The 20,066-nt window shown below is 69.7% G+C and carries 22 protein-coding genes; 11 read left to right on the top strand and 11 right to left on the bottom strand.

Translation table 11 applies throughout. The features are described 5' to 3' along the window. Positions 1-248 precede the first annotated feature (248 nt). The 3 genes from ACI2K6_RS08875 to ACI2K6_RS08865 form a co-directional block, all read right to left on the bottom strand. Positions 249-740, bottom strand: coding sequence for a GNAT family N-acetyltransferase (locus tag ACI2K6_RS08875; protein WP_404568436.1), 492 nt, complete (start codon positions 738-740; stop codon positions 249-251). Positions 741-914: 174 nt separating this feature from the next. Next, positions 915-1,586, bottom strand: coding sequence for an HAD hydrolase-like protein (locus ACI2K6_RS08870; protein ID WP_282501784.1), 672 nt, complete (start codon positions 1,584-1,586; stop codon positions 915-917). A gap of 114 nt (positions 1,587-1,700) precedes the next feature. After that, positions 1,701-2,282, bottom strand: a complete 582-nt coding sequence (locus ACI2K6_RS08865; RefSeq protein WP_404568435.1) for a TetR/AcrR family transcriptional regulator — start codon at positions 2,280-2,282, stop codon at positions 1,701-1,703. A 90-nt stretch (positions 2,283-2,372) separates the two neighbouring features. Here ACI2K6_RS08865 and ACI2K6_RS08860 point away from each other — a divergent pair, with 90 nt between their 5' ends. Beyond that, positions 2,373-3,245, top strand: a complete 873-nt coding sequence (locus ACI2K6_RS08860; protein WP_404568434.1) for an aldo/keto reductase — start codon at positions 2,373-2,375, stop codon at positions 3,243-3,245. Between the two features lie 26 nt (positions 3,246-3,271). On the opposite strand, the gene nucS is transcribed toward ACI2K6_RS08860, so the two are convergent. From nucS to ACI2K6_RS08845, 3 genes are read right to left on the bottom strand one after another with little or no spacing between them, the layout of a single operon-like run. Continuing rightward, a complete protein-coding gene (nucS, locus tag ACI2K6_RS08855) occupies positions 3,272-3,970 on the bottom strand; it encodes an endonuclease NucS (RefSeq protein ID WP_091501312.1) in 699 nt (232 codons plus the stop codon). Positions 3,971-3,979: 9 nt separating this feature from the next. Beyond that, on the bottom strand, positions 3,980-4,570 hold the full coding sequence (locus ACI2K6_RS08850) for a GNAT family N-acetyltransferase (RefSeq protein ID WP_404568433.1): 591 nt from the start codon (positions 4,568-4,570) through the stop codon (positions 3,980-3,982). Between the two features lie 47 nt (positions 4,571-4,617). Continuing rightward, positions 4,618-5,244, bottom strand: a complete 627-nt coding sequence (locus ACI2K6_RS08845; protein ID WP_404568432.1) for a CPBP family intramembrane glutamic endopeptidase — start codon at positions 5,242-5,244, stop codon at positions 4,618-4,620. Between the two features lie 201 nt (positions 5,245-5,445). Here ACI2K6_RS08845 and ACI2K6_RS08840 point away from each other — a divergent pair, with 201 nt between their 5' ends. Then, the gene (locus ACI2K6_RS08840; RefSeq protein ID WP_323986953.1) at positions 5,446-6,036 is read left to right on the top strand and encodes a TetR/AcrR family transcriptional regulator; all 591 of its coding nucleotides are present in this window, start codon (positions 5,446-5,448) and stop codon (positions 6,034-6,036) included. A 265-nt stretch (positions 6,037-6,301) separates the two neighbouring features. Here ACI2K6_RS08840 and ACI2K6_RS08835 read toward each other — a convergent pair whose 3' ends face one another. Next, positions 6,302-7,561: an MFS transporter gene (locus ACI2K6_RS08835; protein ID WP_404568431.1), complete on the bottom strand. Its 1,260-nt coding sequence runs from the start codon at positions 7,559-7,561 to the stop codon at positions 6,302-6,304. Positions 7,562-7,617: 56 nt separating this feature from the next. Between ACI2K6_RS08835 and ACI2K6_RS08830 the strand changes: the two genes are divergently transcribed. The 7 genes from ACI2K6_RS08830 (at position 7,618) to mnhG (ending at position 14,922) form a co-directional block, all read left to right on the top strand. After that, positions 7,618-8,676, top strand: coding sequence for a LacI family DNA-binding transcriptional regulator (locus tag ACI2K6_RS08830; RefSeq protein WP_404568430.1), 1,059 nt, complete (start codon positions 7,618-7,620; stop codon positions 8,674-8,676). A 71-nt stretch (positions 8,677-8,747) separates the two neighbouring features. Next, complete coding sequence (locus ACI2K6_RS08825; RefSeq protein WP_404568429.1) at positions 8,748-11,660, top strand: Na+/H+ antiporter subunit A; 2,913 nt, start codon at positions 8,748-8,750, stop codon at positions 11,658-11,660. After that, complete coding sequence (locus ACI2K6_RS08820; RefSeq protein WP_269266802.1) at positions 11,657-12,178, top strand: Na(+)/H(+) antiporter subunit C; 522 nt, start codon at positions 11,657-11,659, stop codon at positions 12,176-12,178. The genes ACI2K6_RS08825 and ACI2K6_RS08820 overlap by 4 nt, the downstream gene beginning before the upstream one ends. After that, on the top strand, positions 12,175-13,740 hold the full coding sequence (locus ACI2K6_RS08815; protein ID WP_274179060.1) for a Na+/H+ antiporter subunit D: 1,566 nt from the start codon (positions 12,175-12,177) through the stop codon (positions 13,738-13,740). Before ACI2K6_RS08820 ends, ACI2K6_RS08815 begins: the two co-directional genes overlap by 4 nt. 2 nt (positions 13,741-13,742) lie before the next feature. Then, entirely contained in the window at positions 13,743-14,306 is a 564-nt protein-coding gene (locus ACI2K6_RS08810) for a Na+/H+ antiporter subunit E (RefSeq protein WP_404568584.1), read from the top strand. Next, the gene (locus ACI2K6_RS08805; RefSeq protein WP_114587494.1) at positions 14,303-14,575 is read left to right on the top strand and encodes a monovalent cation/H+ antiporter complex subunit F; all 273 of its coding nucleotides are present in this window, start codon (positions 14,303-14,305) and stop codon (positions 14,573-14,575) included. The genes ACI2K6_RS08810 and ACI2K6_RS08805 overlap by 4 nt, the downstream gene beginning before the upstream one ends. Continuing rightward, positions 14,572-14,922, top strand: coding sequence for a monovalent cation/H(+) antiporter subunit G (mnhG, locus tag ACI2K6_RS08800; protein WP_112615611.1), 351 nt, complete (start codon positions 14,572-14,574; stop codon positions 14,920-14,922). The genes ACI2K6_RS08805 and mnhG overlap by 4 nt, the downstream gene beginning before the upstream one ends. A 4-nt stretch (positions 14,923-14,926) precedes the next feature. Here mnhG and ACI2K6_RS08795 read toward each other — a convergent pair whose 3' ends face one another. Both ACI2K6_RS08795 and ACI2K6_RS08790 read right to left on the bottom strand, forming a co-directional pair. Continuing rightward, a complete protein-coding gene (locus tag ACI2K6_RS08795; RefSeq protein WP_404568428.1) occupies positions 14,927-15,511 on the bottom strand; it encodes a TetR/AcrR family transcriptional regulator in 585 nt (194 codons plus the stop codon). Positions 15,512-15,518: 7 nt separating this feature from the next. Continuing rightward, positions 15,519-16,058 (bottom strand): hypothetical protein, encoded by a 540-nt coding sequence (locus tag ACI2K6_RS08790; protein ID WP_404568427.1) that lies wholly within the window; start codon positions 16,056-16,058, stop codon positions 15,519-15,521. A gap of 109 nt (positions 16,059-16,167) precedes the next feature. Between ACI2K6_RS08790 and ACI2K6_RS08785 the strand changes: the two genes are divergently transcribed. Further along, positions 16,168-17,466, top strand: a complete 1,299-nt coding sequence (locus tag ACI2K6_RS08785) for a PP2C family protein-serine/threonine phosphatase (protein WP_404568426.1) — start codon at positions 16,168-16,170, stop codon at positions 17,464-17,466. Positions 17,467-17,481: 15 nt separating this feature from the next. On the opposite strand, the gene ACI2K6_RS08780 is transcribed toward ACI2K6_RS08785, so the two are convergent. Both ACI2K6_RS08780 and ACI2K6_RS08775 read right to left on the bottom strand, forming a co-directional pair. After that, a complete protein-coding gene (locus ACI2K6_RS08780) occupies positions 17,482-18,495 on the bottom strand; it encodes a glycoside hydrolase family 6 protein (protein WP_404568425.1) in 1,014 nt (337 codons plus the stop codon). Positions 18,496-18,547: 52 nt separating this feature from the next. Continuing rightward, complete coding sequence (locus ACI2K6_RS08775; protein ID WP_404568424.1) at positions 18,548-19,288, bottom strand: alpha/beta fold hydrolase; 741 nt, start codon at positions 19,286-19,288, stop codon at positions 18,548-18,550. A gap of 73 nt (positions 19,289-19,361) precedes the next feature. Here ACI2K6_RS08775 and ACI2K6_RS08770 point away from each other — a divergent pair, with 73 nt between their 5' ends. Then, positions 19,362-20,060, top strand: a complete 699-nt coding sequence (locus ACI2K6_RS08770) for a helix-turn-helix transcriptional regulator (RefSeq protein WP_404568423.1) — start codon at positions 19,362-19,364, stop codon at positions 20,058-20,060. The last annotated feature ends 6 nt before the right edge of the window (positions 20,061-20,066 follow it).

The raw sequence follows: 20,066 nt of genomic DNA, 5'->3' as shown, positions 1-20,066 counted from the left end.
CGCGTTCGAGGTGGACGCCGTTCTTGCTCAGGCGGTTCTGGATGGCGCATCAGCCGACGAGATAGCCGAGACTGCAAGCCTCCTACACGCGCAGGCCATCGAGATCATGTCGGGTCACACAAGCTTCTCGAAGCTGCTCTTCGAAGCTGCCGCCGCCGGCTCGCTGCCCACAACACGAGAGCAGCAGGCGAGAACTTCAGCGTCCCTCTCGAAGTCCAGCCGGGCTGGTGGCCTGTAGCGAAGTTCGGTCAGATCCCGTCGAGCGTCGGCGGCAGGGCGAACACGAGCTCGTCGATCTCCTCGCCGCGAGCGGGGGCGTAGGCGCGCTGCCGGCGGATCTCACTGAAGCCGTTCTTGGCGAGGACGGCGATGGATGCCGCGTTGTCGGCGGCGACCCGCGCATAGAGCGGACGCTCGGCCTCGCGGGCGACGAGCAGGCGCAGGGCGGCAGAGGCGACACCGCGGCCCTGCGCGTTTCGGGTGATCCAGAAGGTGACCTCGCGGTCGCCGTCCACGGTGAACGCCGCCGCGGTGCCGGCGAAGCCACCGTCATCGGTCACGACGAGCATCGAGACGCGATCGTCGGCGCGGTGGCGCTCGAGCCAGGCGTCGAACGCTGCCCGGTCGGAGGGGTCGTCGGCTGTGAACGCGGCCTGGGCGACCGCATCCGGGTCGCGCATCATCTCGAAGACGGCATCCGCGTCGTCGTCATCGAAGGGGCGGAGATCCACGTGAGTCACACCGGCACGCTACGCGGATGAAATCCGTCTCATTTATGGGTATCGGTGCGCGGCGAAGATCAGTACAGTTATCCCGTCACGCATCGCGTGACGTATCCGGGGGGATCCGTCGACGCCCGGGCGCTGCATTTCTGGCACGCAGCCCGGGCGTCGAATGGGGGAGTGCCCCGACGCTCAGCCGGCAGGAAGCAGCTGCGTACGCAGCTCGTCGATGTCAGCTGCCACGGCGATCGCGCCGTTCGCCTCCTCGGGAGTGCTGAAGCCCCACGACACGAAGATGACCGGCACGTCGTTCGCGGCGCCGCCCTCGACGTCGTGGTGACGGTCGCCGATCAGCACCGGCCGCGAGACGTCGATACCGTCGGCGGCCAGGCGTCGGAGAGCCTCCGCCACGATGTCCGACTTCGAGCTCAGCGTCTTCTCGTCGCTCGTGGCCCCGACGATCTCGCGCAGGCGCGGTGCGAGGCCGAAGTGCTCCATCAGCGCGCGCACCTGGATCTCGGGCTTCGAGCTCGCCGTCGACTGCGGCACCCCTGCTTCATCCAGCTCGACCATGAGGTCGGCGACGCCGGGGTAGAGGCGTGCGCCGGTCGTGTAGCCGTCGGCCTTGCCGAGCACGCGGTAGAACGACACCGCCTCGGTCGCCTTCTCGGGCGTCATCCCGAGGTTCGTCTGGAACGACTCGTGCATCGGCGGGCCGATCCAGTGGATGAGCTCGTCGTGCGTCGGGGCCGGGTGGCCGAAGTGCGCGAGCGTGATCGTGAGGCGGCGGAGGATGCCTTCGGACGCATCGACGACCGTGCCGTCGATGTCCCACAGCACGCAGGAGAACGGCGATCGGGTCATAGGTCCCACCCTACGTGCGCGATGACACGGAGTACGGCGTGAGGGTGCCGTCGACCATCTCCAGCACGCGGTCGCAGTGTCTTGCCGGCGGGCTGTCACCTACGGGGGACGAGGTCAAAGGTCGCCGTGCACGCCCCTGTCGAGTACCCCGATGACTCCCGCGATCACATCGTCGGCGTCGACCCCGTGCTCCACGAGCTGCATCCCGGCGTTGATCACTCCCTGCACGAGGGCCGCGTGGGTCGCGGCATCCGGGATCTGGAGCTCTTCGAGGAGGTGGCGCAGCGGCGCGGTGAGCGCGTCGTGCATCGCCATGATCGCCTCGACGTTCTTCGGCGAGATGTCGGTCTGCTGCAGCCCGGTGGCGAGCGTGTGCTTGCCGTCAGCCGTCATCCGGATCGTCGCGGTGACGTAGGCGTGCAGGCGAGCGCGGCCGGGGGCTGCGGCATCCATCGCGGCCTCGAGCTCCGCACCCCATTCCTCGAACGCCTGCATCGCGATCGCGGCGAGGAGGTCGTCCTTGGAGGGGAAGTACTCGTAGAAGCTCGACCGGGACAGGCCCGCCCTTTCGCACACCGAACGCGGAGTGATGGCGGCGACGCCGGCCTCGGCGATGATCGCCTTCGCCGAGGCGAGGAGCGCTCCGTGTTGAGCGACGCGGTGCTCTGCGACGGTCGCAGCGGTGATCTTCGGCACCGCCCCATTATGGGTCTCGCTCATGAGGCCCGCCGGGGTGGCTATGCGGGTGGCGGGAATGTCTCGCGGCTCCCGCACGCTGACATCCTCATGACGACATCCAGCACGTCCTCAGCCCACGCTTCCGGCACCTTCCGCATCGGCGGCGACCTCGAGGTCAACCGCCTCGGCTACGGCACGATGCAGCTCACCGGCCCCGGCGTCTGGGGTCCGCCGAAGGATCACGACGAGGCGATCCGCGTGGTCAAGCGCGCCGTCGAGCTCGGCGTGAATTTCTTCGACACCGCCGACTCGTACGGCCCCTACGTCGCCGAGGAGCTCCTCAAGGAGGCGCTGCACCCCTACGGCGACGACGTCGTGATCGCGACGAAGGCCGGCCTCACGCGCACTGGGCCCAACGAGTGGCCGCCGCTCGGGCGCCCCGAGTACCTGCGCCAGGAGGCCGAGATGAGCCTTCGCCGCCTCGGACTCGACCGCATCGACCTCTTCCAGCTGCACCGCATCGACCCGCAGGTTCCCCTCGAGGACCAGGTCGGCGAGCTGAAGAAGCTCCAGGACGAGGGCAAGATCCGCCACATCGGACTCTCCGAGGTCACCGTCGATCAGGTGAAGGCCGCGCAGCAGATCGCCACGATCGTGTCGGTGCAGAACCTCTACAACCTGCAGAAGCGGGATGCCGAGGAACTCCTCGACTGGTCGACGGAGCAGGGCATCGGCTTCATCCCGTGGTTCCCGCTCGCGACCGGCGGCCTGACCGGTGCCGACTCGCCGCTCAGCGAGCTCGCCGAGCGCAAGCAGGCATCCCCCGCCCAGATCGCCCTCGCGTGGCTGCTCAAGCGCTCGCCGGTCATGCTGCCGATCCCGGGCACCTCGAGCGTCGCGCACCTCGAGGACAACCTCCGCGCCGCCGAGATCGAGCTGACCGACGACGAGTTCGAGGAGCTGTCGAAGCTCGGCTCCTGACGGCTCGCGGTTGCGGGCGCGTCGCGTCAGAACAGGCGCGGCGCGCCCGACTCGATGCCCTTCATGGCGTCGTAGTCGAGCGTGACGCAGCGGATGCCGCGGTCGGTGGCGAGCACCTTCGCCTGCGGCTTGATCTCCTGCGCCGCGAACACCCCGGTGACGGGCGCGAGGTGCGGGTCTCGGCCGAGCAGCTCGAGATAGCGCGTGAGCTGCTCGACACCGTCGATGTCGCCGCGGCGCTTGACCTCGACGGCGATCGTTCCGCCCGCGGGATCGCGCAGCAGCAGGTCGACCGGTCCGATCGCGGTCGGGAACTCGCGGCGGACCAGCGTCAGGTCTTCACCGATCACCTCGACCTGCTCGGCGAGCAGGCGCTGAAGATCGGCCTCGACGCCGTCCTTGATGAGACCGGGGTCGACGCCGAGCTCGTGGGACGAGTCGTGGATCATCTCGTAGATGCGCACGACGAGGGTGTCGCCCGACTTCGCGTGGGTCACCCGCCACTGCTCGACGACCTGCTCCTCGACATCCGGGTCGTCCTCGGGCGTCTCGACCGTGAGCGTGCACGGCGGGCTCATCCAGTTCAGCGGCTTGTACGACCCGCCGTCGGAGTGCACGAGCAAACTTCCGTCGCCCTTATGCACCAGCAGACGGGTGGCGAGCGGAAGGTGAGCATTGAGGCGCCCCGTGTACTGGACGGAGCAGCGGGCGATGACCAGACGCACCCGTCGAGCCTAAGCGCTATCGCTGGCGGCGGCGGCGGCGTCGTCGGCGTCGGCGACCGCATCGGCGACGGAGAGCTCGTAGATGATCTCGAGACCATCCTCGTCATCCCACTGCTCGCCGCGCTCGACGAACCCGTAACCGTCGATGAGCGCTCGTGACGCGACATTGTCAGGGCTGATCGTCGCGCGCACCGTGCGCACATCGGGGTGGCTGCGTGCCACGTCGAGCAGGGTCTCGAGAGCCTGTCGTGCATAACCGCGGCGCCGCAGCGCGGGGTCGACGCGATACCCGACTTCGACCATGCCGCTGGCATCCGGCGGGCCGTGGAAGCCGGCCACGCCGACGGCGGCGTCGCGCTGGGGATCGATGATGAGCCGGGTGATCCACGGAGCGTCACCAGGCGCGTTCCCGACCTGTGCGCTGCGGTGCCGCCAGAGCCAGTCACATTCCGGGCCTGTGAGGAACGGGTTGGCGTAGATCGGGTCGAGGTTCGCCGTGTCACCTGCCCCGAGGGCATGGAGAACCTGCTCGGGGATCATGTCGAGGTGGACGCCGGTGTCGGATGCCGGGAGGTACCAGGGCTGTGTGGAGATCGTCATCGCGGATGATCCTGGCAGAGTGCCGGCGCGGGCGCGCGCCCGCGTGTTCAGCCGATATGCGCAGCGACGGTCGGGATGAGGATCGGCGCGTTGACGGCGGCGTGAAGCACCATGCAGGCGACGAGGTTGCGGCGCCAGAGGTACAGCACGTAGATCGCCACGGTTCCGCTCGCGTGGTAGAGCAGCCACTCGGGTCCGAAGGTGAACAGATGTGGCACGACGACGAACGGAAGCGTCGTGGCGACCGCGACCCAGCGTCGCCCCGTGAGCTCGGTCAATCGTTCGAGGGGATAGCCGCGGAACAGGATCTCTTCGCAGATCGCGGCGCTCAGGATCATCGCGACGACCACCAGGATCGGGAGCGCCGCGATGGTGGCGGAGCCGGTGTCGGGTGCGTTCTGCGGACGGATGAGCTGCGCGAGCCAGCTCCAGGCCATGGCGCCACCGAAGAAGATGAGTGCCCACTCGAGGTCTTTGCCAGTCGGCCGCACGATGCGCAGAGACGACAGCCCGCGCCGCTCGACACCGAACACCCACGCGAGGACGAGCGCCGTCGCTAGGCAGTTCCAGAAGATCGAGGCCGCCGGTCCCGCGAGCCCGATCGCCGCGAGCGGGGGGGGCGCGGGTCGGCTCCGACGGCGCGAAGCACCTCCGGTAGCCACATCGGTGACCACGCGAGACCGATGCCGACCAGGACGGTCGTCCAGGCGAGCGCGCGGGGGCGGGGCGGTTGCGGCCGTTGCGGCTGGTGCCGGGGCTCTGGCGGTGTCGCGTTCGTCGGTGCCGTGGCGGGGTTCGATTCCGATTCCACGACATCAGAGTAACCGCTCTAGAGTTGCTGCTCTAGTAAAGCTTCGCGGGCTAGGGTGGCTCCCGTGCCACGCCGTCGCGATCCTGAACGCTTTGAGGAGCGGCGTGCCGTGATCCTGGATGCGGCGGCCGCCGAGTTCGCCGCATCCGGATACGCGGCCGCCACCACTGCGTCGATCCACCGTCGCGCGGGCGTGTCGTCGGGCACGCTGTTCCACTACTTCCCGACGAAGCTCGACCTCCTGGTCGGAGTGCTCGAGGCCGGGCGCTCCGAGACGGAACGGGCACTCGCCGAGATCACTGAGCGGGCAGCGGGTATGGATGCCGTTCTGGCCTATGCCGCGCACCTCGAGGCGGAGCTCGCCGACGAGTTGTACCCCGGGCTCGTCCGGGCGATCGGCGACGTCGAACGGCTCGAGCCCGTCCGCGAATCGCTCGCTGCCGAGACCGCGGCGATCGACGACTTCCTCACGCAGTACCTCGCGCAGGCTCTCGATGCAGACCCGGCGAGGTGCACCGGCCAGGCTCGCGCGATCCGCTGGCTCTTCGACGGAGCCGCAGCCGACGCGCTCGCCGCGCCCGTCCCCACCGGGTTGCTTGTCGACGCGGTGCGCGCCCTGCTTCGCGGCATGGGGGTGCCGCTGCCGCGGTTCTGAGCTACCGCGCCGGCATCTGCCGGTTGTCCCGTCGTCAGGCTCACCTGCCGTTGAAGCCCCGCGGGCCGTCAGCGAGCACGGTTGAGTCTGTTGACCGGGCGGGACCGGCTCGGCTCACACGACCCCGACTCGTCCGTCAGGCCATCTGCCCCCGCCCGCTTCACCGCTCCGCCGAGGTCCCAGTTGGGCCGGGAATGGCGACGGGATACGCGGCCAAACTGGGACCTCGCGGCGCGGTGAAGCGGCGCGGACCTCGCGCGACGGGTCAGTGGCGGCCGGCGCCGACCTTGGCTCCGGGCAGCGGCTTCGCGGCCGACGAGGCGAGACCGGATGCCGCGACGAGCACCACCAGGATGAACAGCGTCGGCAGCAGGCCGATGTGGTCGCTGATGAATCCGAGGATCGGCGGTCCGCACAAGAACGCGACGTAACCGATCGTCGCGGCGGCGCTCACGCGGGCGGCCGCGTGGGCGGGGTCGTCTGCGGCGGCCGACATCCCGAGCGGGAAGCCGAGCGACGCCCCGATGCCCCACAGTGCGGCTCCCACGAAGACGAGCGGCAGGTTCGGGGCGAGGATGAACAGCAGGATGCCGGCGGTCGCGGCGACGGCGAGCACGCGCAGCGTCGCGACCCGGCCGAAGCGGTCGACGAGGGGACCGCCGAAGACGCGCACGACGGTCATCGAAACGCTGAAGACGGTGAGCGCCGCGGCGCCGATGGCGGCGGTTCCGCCCTCGTGCTCGACCACGCCGAGCGCGAGCCAGTCGTTCGCACCGCCCTCGGCGAAGGCCATGCCGAGCATGATGATGCCGAGCGTGTAGGTCCGCGGCTCGCGCCAGGCCGACAGCGAGACCGCGAGGCGCTGACGCCACCCGGGCGCGGGGCCGTCGGCGGGGGCCGTCTCCGCCGACGCGGAATCGGCGGCGACGGCGTCGGTCACCGCCCGGCGGGGGACGTTCGCGATCGCGACGATCGCGAGCACGACGATGAGCGAGGCGATGGTGACGGCGTGGATGGCGACGCCGATGCGAAGGCTGGCGGCGATCGCGCCGAGCCCTGCGCCGATCACGGTCCCGAAGCTGAAGAAGGCGTGGAACAGCGGCAGGATCGTCTTGCCCGACTGCGTCTCGATGGCGGCTCCGTCGACGTTCATCATGACGTCGAGGCATCCGTTGCCGAATCCGAACAGCGCGAGCCCGACGATGAGCATCGCGTACGAGTGGAAGAAACCGCTGCCGAGCCCGAGGATCGCGAGGCCGATCGACAGCGTGATCAGCACCCCGAACATGCCGGTGCGGGTGCCGAGCCGGGCGATGATGACGGAGCTCGCGGAGAGCCCGAGGATCGAGGCGATCCCCATCGCGAGCAGCGCCAGTCCGATCTCGCGGTTCTCGATGCCGAGGTCTTCCTTGATCGTGGGTACGCGCGCGGCCCAGGTGGCGATACTCAGGCCGCTCGCGGCGAAGATCGCGAAGACGGCGTTGCGCCAGCGCAGGTAGACGGAACGGGAGAGCACATCGGTCACCGGGTCAGCGTACCGAATCGATTCGACGTTGCACTACGGCCAGGTACGATCGGGGCGTGAACGCACGTCGGCCCACCATCTCGGACGTCGCGCATGCGGCCGGGGTCTCGCCGTCGACGGCATCCGTCGTCTTCAGCGGCAAGACGCCCGTCAGCGAAGCGACCCGCGCGAAGGTCCTCGCGGCCGCCGCCGAGCTCGGATACCTCGGACCCGACCCGCGCGCGGCGTCGCTCCGGCGCGGACGCAGCGGGATCATCGGGGTGGTCAGCGGCGGGCGGCTCGGCAGCGTCTTCGGCGACCCCGTCATGCGGACGACGATGGACGCGCTCGCCGACGCGGTCGCCCCGATCGGCGCCGGACTGCTGCTGCTACGCGAGGGCAGCGTCGTCGCGGGCGAGCCGACGCTCATGACGGCTCCCATCGACGCCGCCGTGCTGATCGGATGCAGCGCGCTGCTGCGCGACCACCTCGCGAGCGTTCGCGCCCGCGGCATCCCGGTCGTCGTCATCGAAGGCGACGGGGGCGAGGGGGTGCCCCGGATCGCGCTCGACAACCGCGAGGCGCAGCGCCTCGCCGCCGAGCACGTGCGCGATCTCGGGCACACGAACGTCGTCGCGGTGACGATGCCGGTGCGGTGGGGATCGGAGTCGGGCTGGCTGTCGCGCGACGACGAGAGCACGACGTCGGTCGACGTGGTGGCCGACCGGCTCGCCGGATTCCGCGACGTGTTTCCGGATGCCGCTGCCTACGCCGCCGGGGACAGCTCGATCGACGCCGGCGCGGCAGTCGGACGCGCGCTCTTCGCGGGCGACGGCCCGCATCCGACGGCGGTCATCGCGCAGAGCGATCTGCTCGCGGTGGGTGTGCTGCGCGCTGCGGAGGAGGCCGGGCTGCGGGTACCGGAGGATGTCAGCATCACGGGCTTCGACGGCATCGTGGTCGACGGTCTCGCGCCCTACGAACTGACCACACTCGTGCAGCCGGCGTGGCAGAAGGGGCGAGCCGCCGGCGAGGCTGTGGCAGCGCTCCTAGCCGGAGACACGCCCGACTCGCAATGGTTCACGAGTACGTTCCGTGTGGGGAACACGACGGGGCCGGTTGCTGTCAAGTCTTAGCCGATCGACCGTAGACCGGCATCCTGTCGGTAAGATGGGTGACACGACCCCCCACGCCCAGAGGAGGCCTGTTGCTGATCTTCCTCGGTGCGTTCGCGGTTCTTCCGTTGGTTCTGCCGTGGTTGATCAAGCGGATCGGCGCCCGCGCATTCTTCGTCGCAGCACTCCTGCCCATCGCAGCGTTCGTCGACGCGGCCCGTCGCGCTCCTGAGGTTCTGAGCGGCGGCATTCCGTTCGAGTCATACGCCTGGATCCCTCAGCTCGACATCGCTCTGTCGATGCGGATGGACACCCTCGCGTGGATCATGACGCTCATCGTCACCGGCGTCGGTGCGCTCGTGATGATCTACTGCCGCTGGTACTTCGACGGCAAGAAGGTCGGCGTCGGGCAGTTCGCGGCCGTGCTGCTCGCCTTCGCCGGCGCCATGTACGGACTCGTTCTCACCGACGACATCGTCGTGCTGGTGATGTTCTGGGAGATCACGAGCGTTCTCTCCTACCTGCTCATCGGGTTCTACAACGGCCGAGGAGCGAGCCGCCGTGCCGCGCTCCAGGCGCTTCTCGTCACCACCCTCGGCGGTCTCGTGATGCTGATCGGGGTCGTCATGCTGGTCGTGCTCTACGGCACCACGAGCCTGAGCACGATCGTCTCCTCCCCAGCACCGGAAGGTGCGCTCCTCAGCATCGCGATCGCTCTCACGCTCGTCGGTGCCCTGAGCAAGTCGGCGGTCTTCCCCTTCCACTTCTGGCTGCCCGGCGCCATGGCCGCGCCCACCCCGGTCAGTGCCTACCTCCACGCTGCGGCGATGGTGAAGGCCGGCATCTATCTGATCGCCCGTCTCGCGCCCGCCTTCGCGCACGAGGACCCGTGGCGTCCCATGGTCATCGGGCTCGGCGTCTTCACGATGCTGCTCGGAGGTCTGCAGGCCCTGCGCGAGTCCGACCTCAAGCGCATCCTCGCCTTCGGCACCGTCAGCCAGCTCGGCATGCTGACGGTCGTTCTCGGCTATGGCGAGCGCAACTCCGCCCTGGCCGGCCTGGCGCTGCTCGTCGGCCACGCGCTGTTCAAGTCGTCGCTGTTCCTCGTGGTCGGCGTCATCGACCGACAGCTGTCGACCCGCGACATCCGTGAGCTCTCGGGAGTGGGGCGCCAGGCGCCGACGCTCGCAGTCTTCTCGATCATCGCGATCGCCTCGATGGTGGGCGTGGCACCGACCATCGGCTTCGTCGCGAAGGAAGCCGCGCTCTCGTCGCTGCTCGAGGGGGGCACGGATCCGCTCGCCCTCGCACCGCTGATCGGCATCGTGCTCGGCTCGCTGCTCACCACGGCTTACGGCGCACGCTTCGTGTGGGGCGCGTTCTTCACGAAGAAGGATGCCGCAGGCGCGACCCTGCCTCGCACGGAGTGGCCCGATCCGCCGATCGGCTTCCTCGCTGCCCCGGTGCTGCTGAGCGGCCTCACCGTCGTCGGGGGCATCGCCGCACCGTTGCTCGATGCCGCGTTCTCGGGCTACGCCGCCACGATGCCCGAGGCGGCGGGAGCCGACGGCTACGAGTACCACCTCGCCCTCTGGCACGGTTTCGAACCCGCGCTGTTCCTCTCGGTCGGCAGCATCCTCGCCGGTCTCGTGCTGTTCTGGTTCGTCGGGCGGCGCCCCGGCACGCAGCGTCGCTGGCTCCCCTTCACCGCCGTCGACGCCTACAACGGGACGGTTCGCGCCATCGTGCGGACCTCGGTGTGGACGACGTCGCTCACCCAGCGAGGGTCGCTTCCGGTCTACGTGGGCACGATCTTCGTCGTGTTCGTCGCGGCCGAGGGCACGGCGCTCATCGCGCACGGCGGCTGGCAGGCCGATCTCGCCGCGTGGCACTCGCCGATGCAGGTCTTCGTCGCGCCCATCATGATCATCGCGGGCATCATCGCGGTGCGGGCCCGCAAGCGTTACACCGGAGTCGTGCTCGTGTCGGTGACGGGGCTCGGCATGGTCGCGCTCTTCGCGTCGGCCGGTGCGCCCGACCTCGCGCTGACGCAGATCCTGGTCGAGACGGTCACGCTCATCGCCTTCGCGCTGGTGCTGCGCCGCATCCCCTCGCGGATGGGCGACCACAATGCCTCGGTCTGGCCGATCGGGCGCGCGCTGCTGGGCATCGGCGTCGGCGCGACGATGGCGCTCGTGGCGATCGTCGCGACCAGCGCCCGTGTCGCCGAGCCCATCTCGACCGCGTTCCCCGACCTCGCGTACGAGATCGGTCACGGCAAGAACGTGGTCAACGTCACCCTCGTCGACCTGCGCGGCTGGGACACGATGGGCGAGCTGTCGGTGCTGATCCTGGCGGCGACGGGTGTGGCCTCGCTCGTGTTCGTGACGCATCGCTCCGACACGCTCTCTCGTGCGATCTCGTCGCTGCCCACCGGCGCGCTGCGCACGCGCCGTCCGCTCGTCGAGACGTCAGAGGGGCCGCGGCCCCGCGCCGGATCGGGATCGTCGCGGCAGGCTTGGCTCGTGGGCGGGCAGAAGCTCCGCCCCGAGACGCGTTCGATCATGCTCGAGGTGATCGTCCGCATCCTGTTCCACACGATCATCGTCGTGTCGCTGTATCTGCTCTTCGCCGGCCACAATCTGCCGGGCGGCGGCTTCGCCGGCGGACTCGTCGCGGGGATGGCGCTCGTCATGCGCTACGTCGCGGGCGGACCGTACGAGCTCGGGGCTGCCGCTCCGACGGATGCCGGGCGACTGCTGGGCGTCGGGATGGCGCTGGCTGTCGGTACCGCGGTCGTGCCCCTCTTCTTCGGTGCGCCCGCCCTGACGAGCACGTTCTGGGAGGCGGAGCTGCCCGTTCTCGGCCACGTGGAGTTCGTCACCTCGACGATCTTCGACGTCGGCGTCTACCTCGTGGTCATCGGGCTCGTCCTCGACGTGCTCCGCTCGCTGGGCGCGGAAGTCGACCGGCAGCGCAAGGAGCGAGAGGAGCTCGCCCGATGAACGTCTCACTGATCCTGATCATCATCATGGGCGTGCTCTTCGCCGCCGGCGTCTACGCGATGCTCGAGCGCAGCCTCACCCGCGTGCTGATCGGCTTCCTGCTGCTCGGCAACGCGGCCAACCTGTTCCTCCTCGTCGTCATGGGGGCGCCCGGTGTCGCGCCGTTCTACGGCTCGGCCGATGACCCTGCCGAGTTCAGCGACCCGCTGCCGCAGGCGCTGACCCTCACGGCGATCGTCATCACCTTCGCCGTCTCGGCTTTCCTGCTCGCCCTGATCTACCGTTCCTGGCAGCTCGGTCAGGCCGACACGGTCGAGGATGACGAGGCCGACCTCGCCGTGCGCGATCGCATGGCCGAAGACGAGGAGGCGATGGAGCAGGAGATCACCGACGAAGACGACGACGCGACGACCGACTTCGTCGGCGACCAGACGTCACCCATCACCGTGCTGCACTCGCGCGACTTCGACGCGTTGCGCGACGACGCGCCCACCGATCGCCCCGGAGGAGACCGATGAGCGCCCTGGTTCCCCTCCTCGTGACGCTGCCCTTGCTGGGGGCCGCGGTCGCCCTCATCTTCGGTCGCCGCCGCCGCATCCAGGTCGGGGTCTCGATCGTCACGCTCACCGCGACGCTCGTGATCGCGGCGGTGCTGCTGAACGTCATCAACGCCACCGGCGTGCCGATCGCAGTCTCGGTCGGCGGGTGGCCGATCCCGTTCGGCATCGTGCTCTACGTCGACCGGCTGGCCGCGCTGCTGGTCGTCGTCTCGAGCGTCGTCCTGCTCGCGGTCCTGCTCTTCTCGGTCGGCCAGGGCGCCGCAGACGGTGACGACGAGACACCGGTCTCGATCTTCCACCCGTCGTACCTCATCCTCTCGGCGGGCATCTTCAACGCCTTCATCGCGGGCGACCTGTTCAACCTGTACGTCGGATTCGAGATCCTGCTCGTCGCGTCGTACGTGCTCATCACGCTCGGGTCGACCGAGTCGCGCATCCGCACGGGCGTCGTCTACATCGTCGTCTCGCTCGTGTCGTCGATCCTGTTCCTGTCGGCGATCGCGGCGATCTACGGCGCGCTGGGCACCGTGAACATGGTGCAGCTCTCGCAGCGGATGACGGAGCTGCCGCAGGAGACGCAGCTCGTCCTGCACCTGCTGCTGCTGCTCGCGTTCAGCATCAAGGCCGCCGTCTTCCCGCTGTCGTTCTGGCTGCCCGACTCGTATCCGACGGCGCCCGCTCCCGTCACCGCGGTGTTCGCGGGGCTGCTGACGAAGGTCGGCGTGTACGCGATCATCCGCACCGAGACGGAGATCTTCCAGGACAACAGCGTCAACACGCTGCTGCTGATCGTCGCGCTGGCGACGATGATCGTCGGGGTGCTCGGCGCCGTCGCGCAGGCCGAGCTCAAACGGATCCTGTCGTTCACGCTGGTGAGCCACATCGGCTACATGATCTTCGGCCTCGCCATAGCCACGCCGGCCGCCGTCGGCGCGACGATCTACTACATCGTCCACCACATCGTCGTGCAGACGACCCTCTTCCTGGCGGTCGGTCTCGTTGAACGACGGGCCGGGTCGACCTCGATCCTGAAGGTGAAGGGCCTCATGCGCGCGGCGCCGCTGCTGGCCGTGCTCTACTTCATCCCGGCGATCAACCTCGGCGGTCTCCCGCCCTTCTCCGGCTTCATCGGCAAGTACGCGCTGTTCGACGCGGCCGCCGACGAGGGCAGTCCGCTGATGTACGTGCTGATCGTCGCGGGCATCATCACCTCGCTCCTCACGCTCTACGCCCTGATGCGCGCCTGGAACCTGTCGTTCTGGCGCGAGAAGGACGAGGTCGGAGAGGGCGAGAGCGAGACCGACGCGCGCATCGCCTACCTCGGGGATGCCGAAGGGGCCGACGTTCAGACCGAGAAGCGCGTCATCCCGCGCATCATGACGACCGCGACGGCCGGAATGGTCGCCGTCACGGTCGCGCTGACCGTGTTCGCCGGACCCCTGTACGACCTCTGCGCCGCCATCGGAGAATCGCTCCTGCAGCCGGTCACGATCAGTCAGCTCGAGCAGGAGGTGCAGTGATGATGGGCGACGCCAAACGCAACGCTGCGACCGCGCTCTGGCGACAGCTGCCGTTCTTCGTCTGGCTCGTCGCGCTGTGGATGCTGCTGTGGGGTCAGTTCACCGTGCTCGCGGCGCTGACCGGCATCGTGGTGGCCCTCTTCGTGACGCGCGTGTTCCGGCTGCCGCCGGTCGAGCTGTCGGGCCGGGTCAACATCTGGTGGGGCGTCGTCTTCTTCCTCGAGTTCCTGTTCTCGCTCGTCAAGGGGTCGCTGCTGGTCGCCTGGCAGGTCATCGATCCGCGCCGCCAGCCGGGCGCCGCGATCATCGCCGTGCCGCTGCGCACCGACGACGACCTGATCATGACGCACGTCGCGGTGACGGCATCCCTCATCCCCGGCTCGCTGATCATCGACATCGACCGCGACCGCCGCATCCTGTACGTGCACGCCATCGGCATCCGTTCGCAAGAGCAGCTCGAGCACCAGCGGCGCGAGATCCAGCACTGGGAGGAGCGCATCGTCCGAGCGGTCGGATCGAAGGAACAGGCGCACCAGCTGTCGGACCTGCGGAGGGAGCGCTCATGACCTGGCTCGTCGTCGTCATCTCGGTCGTGTTCGCGGTGTCCGCGCTGCTGACGCTGTGGCGCATCATCGTCGGCCCGTCGATCCTCGACCGCGCGGTCGCCTCGGATGTGCTGCTGACGCTCGTGATCTGCGCGCTCGGCGCCGAGATGGCGATCAACCATCACACCCGCACCCTGCCCGTGCTGCTGATCGTCGCCGCGGTCGGCGTGTTCGGTTCGATCTCGATCGCGCGCTTCGTCGCGCGAAAGGACAACACGGACGCCTCATGAGCATCACCGACGTCATCGCCCTCGTACTCGTCCTCATCGGGGCGCTGCTGTGCCTCACGGCGGCGATCGGGCTGCTGCGTTTCCGCGACGTACCCACCCGCCTTCACGCCGCCACGAAGCCCCAGGTCCTCGGCTTCATCCTCATCTGCATCGCCGTGGGGGTCTCGCTGCACTCGTGGCCGGTCGTGGCCTTCCTCGTGCCGGTGGCCCTGATCCAGCTCGCGACGGCGCCGCTGTCGGCCCACATGGTCGGACGTCAGGCGTACCGCAACAAGACGCTCGACGGTGAGTCGCTCTTCGTCGACGAGTTCGCCGACGCCCCGGCTCCGAGCGACACCCGCGACTGACCCGCTAACCGGCGAGCGAGTCGAGGTGACGGTCGAGCACCCGGTCGACATCGACGGCCGGCTCGGTCGACGACGTCCAGATGAGGTGCAGCGCCAGCCCGTCGAGGAGAGCGTGCAGGCGCTCCGTTTCGAGCACCGGATCGATGTCAGCGCTGAGGCCTCCCGTCTCCCCGAGCTCGCCGATCACGGCGGCACAGACCCGATGGACGCCGTCATGCAGGTCGCGGGCGTGGCCCTGTAAGCCGTCGTCGGTGAGGGCGAGCCGGCTCAGCTGCAGCTGAACCAGGAGCTCGGTGCGCCGCGAATCGTCGAGCGGCAGCAGCTCGCGCATCCAGCGCATCGCCCGCTCGCGCCCCTGACCGGTCACGGCGAGCAGACGGGCCGTAACGTTCTGCTGGAGGCGCTCGAAGCAGAATCGGCGTAGCTCATCCTGCGTGGGGAACGCCCGACGAAAGGATGCCGTCGCGATCCCCGCCTCGTCGGCCACCCGCCGCACCGACAGCGCTGCGACCCCGTCGCGGGCGAGCACTCGGAACGCGGCCGCGGCGATCTCGTCGTTGCGGTGGTCGTGGTCGATCAGGCGGGGCATCTCATCATCATCCCGCAGCGACCGGAGCGCGTTTGGGCCACACGGAGTAGCTGATCGCCCAGAGCAGGTCGATTCCGACGATCACCCCGAGGATCGGGAAGAACCCGAGCAGCTCCGAGGTGCGGTCGGCGTCGCCGACGAGCAGGATGAGCCCGCCGAGGATCGCAGCCGCGATAGCGGACGCGAGCAGCGTGCGCGGCACATCCTTCCAGCAAGCGATCGCGTATGCGGTGCCGTACAGCGCGGGGCGCGGCGCCGCGCCCCGGAAACGCGTGGCGACCTTCGCATCGGCCCAGGTGATCATCCGGTGTCCGTAGGCGACCGAGATGCCGATGTAGAGCGCCGCCAGCCCGTGGTGCCAGGAGGCCGTCCCGCCGCCGAGGAGGTCGACCGCGACGAGCAGCAGCAGGACGAGATCGATCAGCGGCGCGGCGAGGAGCAGCATCGCGCCGAGGCGGGGTCGGTTGAACGCGTAGCGGGCTACGAGGCCCGCGATGATCGCAACCCAGAATCCCACCTCGCAGGCGATGATGGCGGCCAGGATCATGGTCGAGTCCTCTCGATTCGGCGAATGGGGCGATGTTAGCACGCGTGTGTTACTAAAACCGGTGCCCCTTCGTCGCCCACAGAGGCCGGAAGTCGTATTGACTGAAGACATGACGCACGCCCCGCCTGACGCCCGGGTCTCATCCGTCGAGGCCGCTCCCGTGGTCGTGGTGCCCGTGCACCGATCGTGGGAGAACCTCGCGCGGCAGGCCATCGTCGCGGCGTTCGTCGTCGGAGCGGCCATCGCGAGCGCTGCCATGCCGTGGCTTCCCGTGACGGATGCGGCGAGGATGTGGCAGGGCGCGGCGCTCGCCGTCCTGCTCCTCGTCCTCGGCGCGCTCATGGCGCGATGGCCGGCGCTGCGGCGTGCGGAGCTCGTCATCCCGATCGGCGACTTCATCGCGATCGGCCTGCTGCGGTTCGGCACGGGTGACACGCAATCGGTGTTCCTCGCGATCGTCGTCCTCCCCGTCATCTGGATCGCTGCCGGACCGGGGCGCTGGCGCATCGTGCTCCCGCTCGTCGGTGTGTGCGTCACGCTGCTGCTGCCGCTGGTGCTCGCGCCCGACCAAGTGCTCACCGTGAGTGAGCTCGTTCGACTGATCATCGCCGTACTCGTCTACGCGGCTGCGGGCGCCGTCGTGAACGAGCTGTCGCGCCGCTCGCTGCAGAAGCTCACGGCGTCGCAGTGGCACCGGCGTCTGGCCGAGGCCGAGGTGTCGCAGGCTGCCGTCGTCCAGCGGTCTCTGCAGCCGGTCGACGGGTCCGATCTGCCGGCGCGCTTCCGGGTGGCCGGCGCGTGCGTCCCGGCCCGCACCGTGGGCGGCGACTTCTACGACTGGTACGCCACCCCCGACGGCGGCACCGCCTTCACCCTCGGCGACGTCATGGGCAAGGGGGTCGGTCCCGGGATGATCGCCGCCGCCGTCCGCACGGTCATTCGGAGCAACGTCGACGATCCCGACCCCGCCGCCGCACTCCGCCGCGCCGCGATCGGTCTCAACACCGGTCCGACCGACACGATCGGAGCCCAGTTCACGACGTGCTTCCACGCGCGCATCAGCCCCGATGGGATGCTGCGGTGGGTCGATGCGGGCCACGGCCTCACCGTGATCCGTCGCGCGGACGGCACCAGCGAGTTCCTCCGCTCGGGCCACCTTCCGATCGGCGTCGGGACCAGCTGGACGAGCGATGAGCTCTCGTTGCGCCCCGGTGACAGCGTCATCAGCGTCAGCGACGGCGTGCTCGATCTGTTCGGCGGATCGCTCGACTCCATCGACCGCTATCGCGATTTCGTCAGCAGCCGGCCCGATATCGACACCGTCGTCAGCGAACTCGTCGCTCGGGCCGCCGGAAGCGAACAGGAGGATGACGCCACCGTCATCGCCGTGACCTGGGGCACGGCCTGATCGCCGGCGTCGGCCTCAGAATGCGCGGTTCCGCACCAACTCGAGGGCGGCCTCTTCGTACCAGCTGCCCGCCGCGGGACCGCCGTTGCAGGTCCCGTCGCTCTCGCCGGGTCGCTTGATCCACAACAGCGCGTCGAGTCCGGGGCCATCCGCGCCGACGCTCGGCGGCGTCCCCAGGCCCACGCCGCTCGGGTTGCACCACGTGCCCTGCCACCCGCGACCGTTGCGCGACGTGTCGATGACGTACCGCGGGCTGCCGCCCAGCAATGCTCGCAGGCGCTCCGCGTACCGCTGCTCGTCGGCGGTCGGCGAGAAGTTCGACACGTTGGTGGAGAACCCGCGGCCGTCGAGGACGCCGGCATCCCGCAGCCGCTGCGCCATCGTCTCGGGCGGCACCCAGTTCGCGTTCCCCGCATCGATGTAGGCGGTGACGCCGGCCTCGGTGAGGGCACGGACGCCGTCGCGGATCAGCGTCGTCCGGGGCCCCTGACCCGCGCAGTCGCCGAGCATCGACAGGGCGTCGGGCTCGACGATCACGGCGGATGCCGTGCCGCGCAGCGTCTGCGCGATCAGCCGTGCCCACTCCCCATAGCGTTCGACCGGCAGCCCGCCTTGCGAGTACGCGGAGCAGTCGCGGGCGGGGATCGCGTACATGACGAACGTCGCCACCTTGTTCTGCGCGGCCGCCGCGGCGGTCTCGGCCCGCAGCACCTGCACGAGCTCGGCATCGCTGTACCACTCCCCGAGCCAGGTCGCGGTGGGCATGCGCGCGATCACGTCGAAGGCATCGGCCACCGCCGTGCGTCCCTGAGCTCGCGCGTCCGACGCCGCTTGGGCCGCAGCCGAATGGGTCGGCAGCGCGGCACCCCGAGAGAGCGGATTCGGGCCCGAGGTCGGGGCGACCGCTGGTCCGGCGCCGCGGCGCGCCTCCTCGTGCGCGCTCGCGGGCGCCGCATGCGCGACTCCGGCGGCGAAGGCGAGAGCGAGCACCGCCGCGAGCGCCGATAAGATCCGTGGAACGCTGCGCATGATCGACCTCCTTGCAACGGTGCCCCGAGACTACCGGGATGCCGCGCGCTCGTCAGCAGCCTCGTGCGACCTCCGCCCGGATGATGTCGGCGAGCTCGCGCGGCCTGCTCCACATCGGCCAGTGGCCCGTGGGGAGGTCGACGAGGTCGACGTCCCGAAGCCGGGTGACCTCGGCGAACATGGGATGACCGCTGTCGGCCATCCGCATGACCTGCTCGCCGGAGATCGAGCAGCACACCAGGGTGGTCGGCACGGCGTAGCGGGCGCCATCGGTGAGGATCACTGGTTCCCGCACCACGGGTGCCGGCTCGGCGACCGCCCGGGCTCGGAACCGCGCCAGGCCCTCGGGCTCGATGCCGTCGAGGCTCGCCTGCTGTGCGAGCTCGTCGAAGGGCGGCAACGGCAGCGCCGAGACGGCCTCCGGGAGTCCCGGTGCGAACGCGGCACCGCTCGCCATCGGGCCCGAATCCACCCACACCACACGTCGGACGAGTTCCGGATGCCGGTCGAGGATGATGCTCACCGGGCCGTTGGCGCCGCTGTGGGCGACCAGGACGGCTGGATCGTCCCGCGACGCTCCGAGCTCGTCGAGCGTGTCGCGGATCGCGCCGACCTGATCTTCGAGCGTGCGCGTCGCGTGCTCGGGGTCGTCGGCGTCGAGGCCCGGCAGGGTGAGCGCTCGTGCACGCGCGTCGATGGGGGAGAGATGGGCGGCGACATCGTCCCACGCCCAGGCGCCCAGCCAGTGGCCGGGAACGAGGACGAGTGGGGGAGGCGTGAAGTGATCGGTCATGAGATCAGCATCCGTCGCGCGTTGGACAACGGTGTGTCATCATCTATGTCATGAATTCGCCGCGGCTTCGACGATGAAGCGCGCGGAGCGCCTGCACGCCCTCGCCGAGACGCTGCGGCGCAGCGGGACGCGTGGTGTGTCGGCCGAGCGTCTGGCACGTGAGTTCGAGGTCTCGGTCCGGACGGTCAAGCGCGATCTCGATGCACTCGAACGCAGCGGTGCGCCGATCTGGTCGCGGCCCGGTCCGGGCGGCGGCTACGGGCTCGCCGCCGGGTCCTCGCTGCCGCCCGTCAGCCTGTCGCCCTCCCAGGCGGTGGCACTGATGGCGGCCGTCGCCGCTGCGCCGGATGCGCCCTATGCCGACCTCGCGTCGGCCGCGGTGCGCAAGATCGTCGACGTGCTCGACCCCCGGACGCGGGAGCGCGCGGTCGACCTCGCCGGACGCGTCTGGGTCGACGGGGCGCCCGCGGCTTCGCGAGCCGTCCGATCAGCGCTCGAGGAGGCGATGCTCGAGCAGCGCGTCGTCCGCATCCGCTACACAGCCGAGAGCGGAGCCACCACCACGCGCGACGTCGAGCCGGTGCTGTTCGCGTCGAACGGCGGTCGGTGGTACCTCATCGGATGGTGTCGACTGCGCGACGCGATGCGGTGGTTCGCGGTCGATCGCGTCGAGCGGGCGCACGTCACGGCGGCGGAGTGCGAGGGCCACAGCGTCGCCGAGGTCGGGCAGCCGCCGGAGCACGCGCGACCGGTCGACGGGGTGCGTGCCTAGCGACGC

The organism is Microbacterium sp. NPDC006705, from assembly GCF_044903545.1.
Lineage (GTDB): Bacteria > Actinomycetota > Actinomycetes > Actinomycetales > Microbacteriaceae > Microbacterium > Microbacterium plantarum.
The sequence above is the reverse complement of the archived record's forward strand: the minus strand, read 5'-3'. Positions and strand labels throughout refer to the sequence as shown.

Bases quoted from the DNA above. Each gene is read 5' to 3' on its own strand.
- ACI2K6_RS08870 (WP_282501784.1), bottom strand. From the start codon at position 1,586: ATGACCCGATCGCCGTTCTCCTGCGTGCTGTGGGACATCGACGGCACG.
- ACI2K6_RS08860 (WP_404568434.1), top strand. From the start codon at position 2,373: ATGACGACATCCAGCACGTCCTCAGCCCACGCTTCCGGCACCTTCCGC.
- ACI2K6_RS08850 (WP_404568433.1), bottom strand. From the start codon at position 4,570: ATGACGATCTCCACACAGCCCTGGTACCTCCCGGCATCCGACACCGGC.
- ACI2K6_RS08820 (WP_269266802.1), top strand. From the start codon at position 11,657: ATGAACGTCTCACTGATCCTGATCATCATCATGGGCGTGCTCTTCGCC.
- ACI2K6_RS08815 (WP_274179060.1), top strand. From the start codon at position 12,175: ATGAGCGCCCTGGTTCCCCTCCTCGTGACGCTGCCCTTGCTGGGGGCC.
- ACI2K6_RS08810 (WP_404568584.1), top strand. From the start codon at position 13,743: ATGGGCGACGCCAAACGCAACGCTGCGACCGCGCTCTGGCGACAGCTG.
- ACI2K6_RS08805 (WP_114587494.1), top strand. From the start codon at position 14,303: ATGACCTGGCTCGTCGTCGTCATCTCGGTCGTGTTCGCGGTGTCCGCG.
- mnhG (WP_112615611.1), top strand. From the start codon at position 14,572: ATGAGCATCACCGACGTCATCGCCCTCGTACTCGTCCTCATCGGGGCG.
- ACI2K6_RS08795 (WP_404568428.1), bottom strand. From the start codon at position 15,511: ATGCCCCGCCTGATCGACCACGACCACCGCAACGACGAGATCGCCGCG.
- ACI2K6_RS08790 (WP_404568427.1), bottom strand. From the start codon at position 16,058: ATGATCCTGGCCGCCATCATCGCCTGCGAGGTGGGATTCTGGGTTGCG.
- ACI2K6_RS08785 (WP_404568426.1), top strand. From the start codon at position 16,168: ATGACGCACGCCCCGCCTGACGCCCGGGTCTCATCCGTCGAGGCCGCT.
- ACI2K6_RS08780 (WP_404568425.1), bottom strand. From the start codon at position 18,495: ATGCGCAGCGTTCCACGGATCTTATCGGCGCTCGCGGCGGTGCTCGCT.
- ACI2K6_RS08775 (WP_404568424.1), bottom strand. From the start codon at position 19,288: ATGACCGATCACTTCACGCCTCCCCCACTCGTCCTCGTTCCCGGCCAC.
- ACI2K6_RS08770 (WP_404568423.1), top strand. From the start codon at position 19,362: ATGAAGCGCGCGGAGCGCCTGCACGCCCTCGCCGAGACGCTGCGGCGC.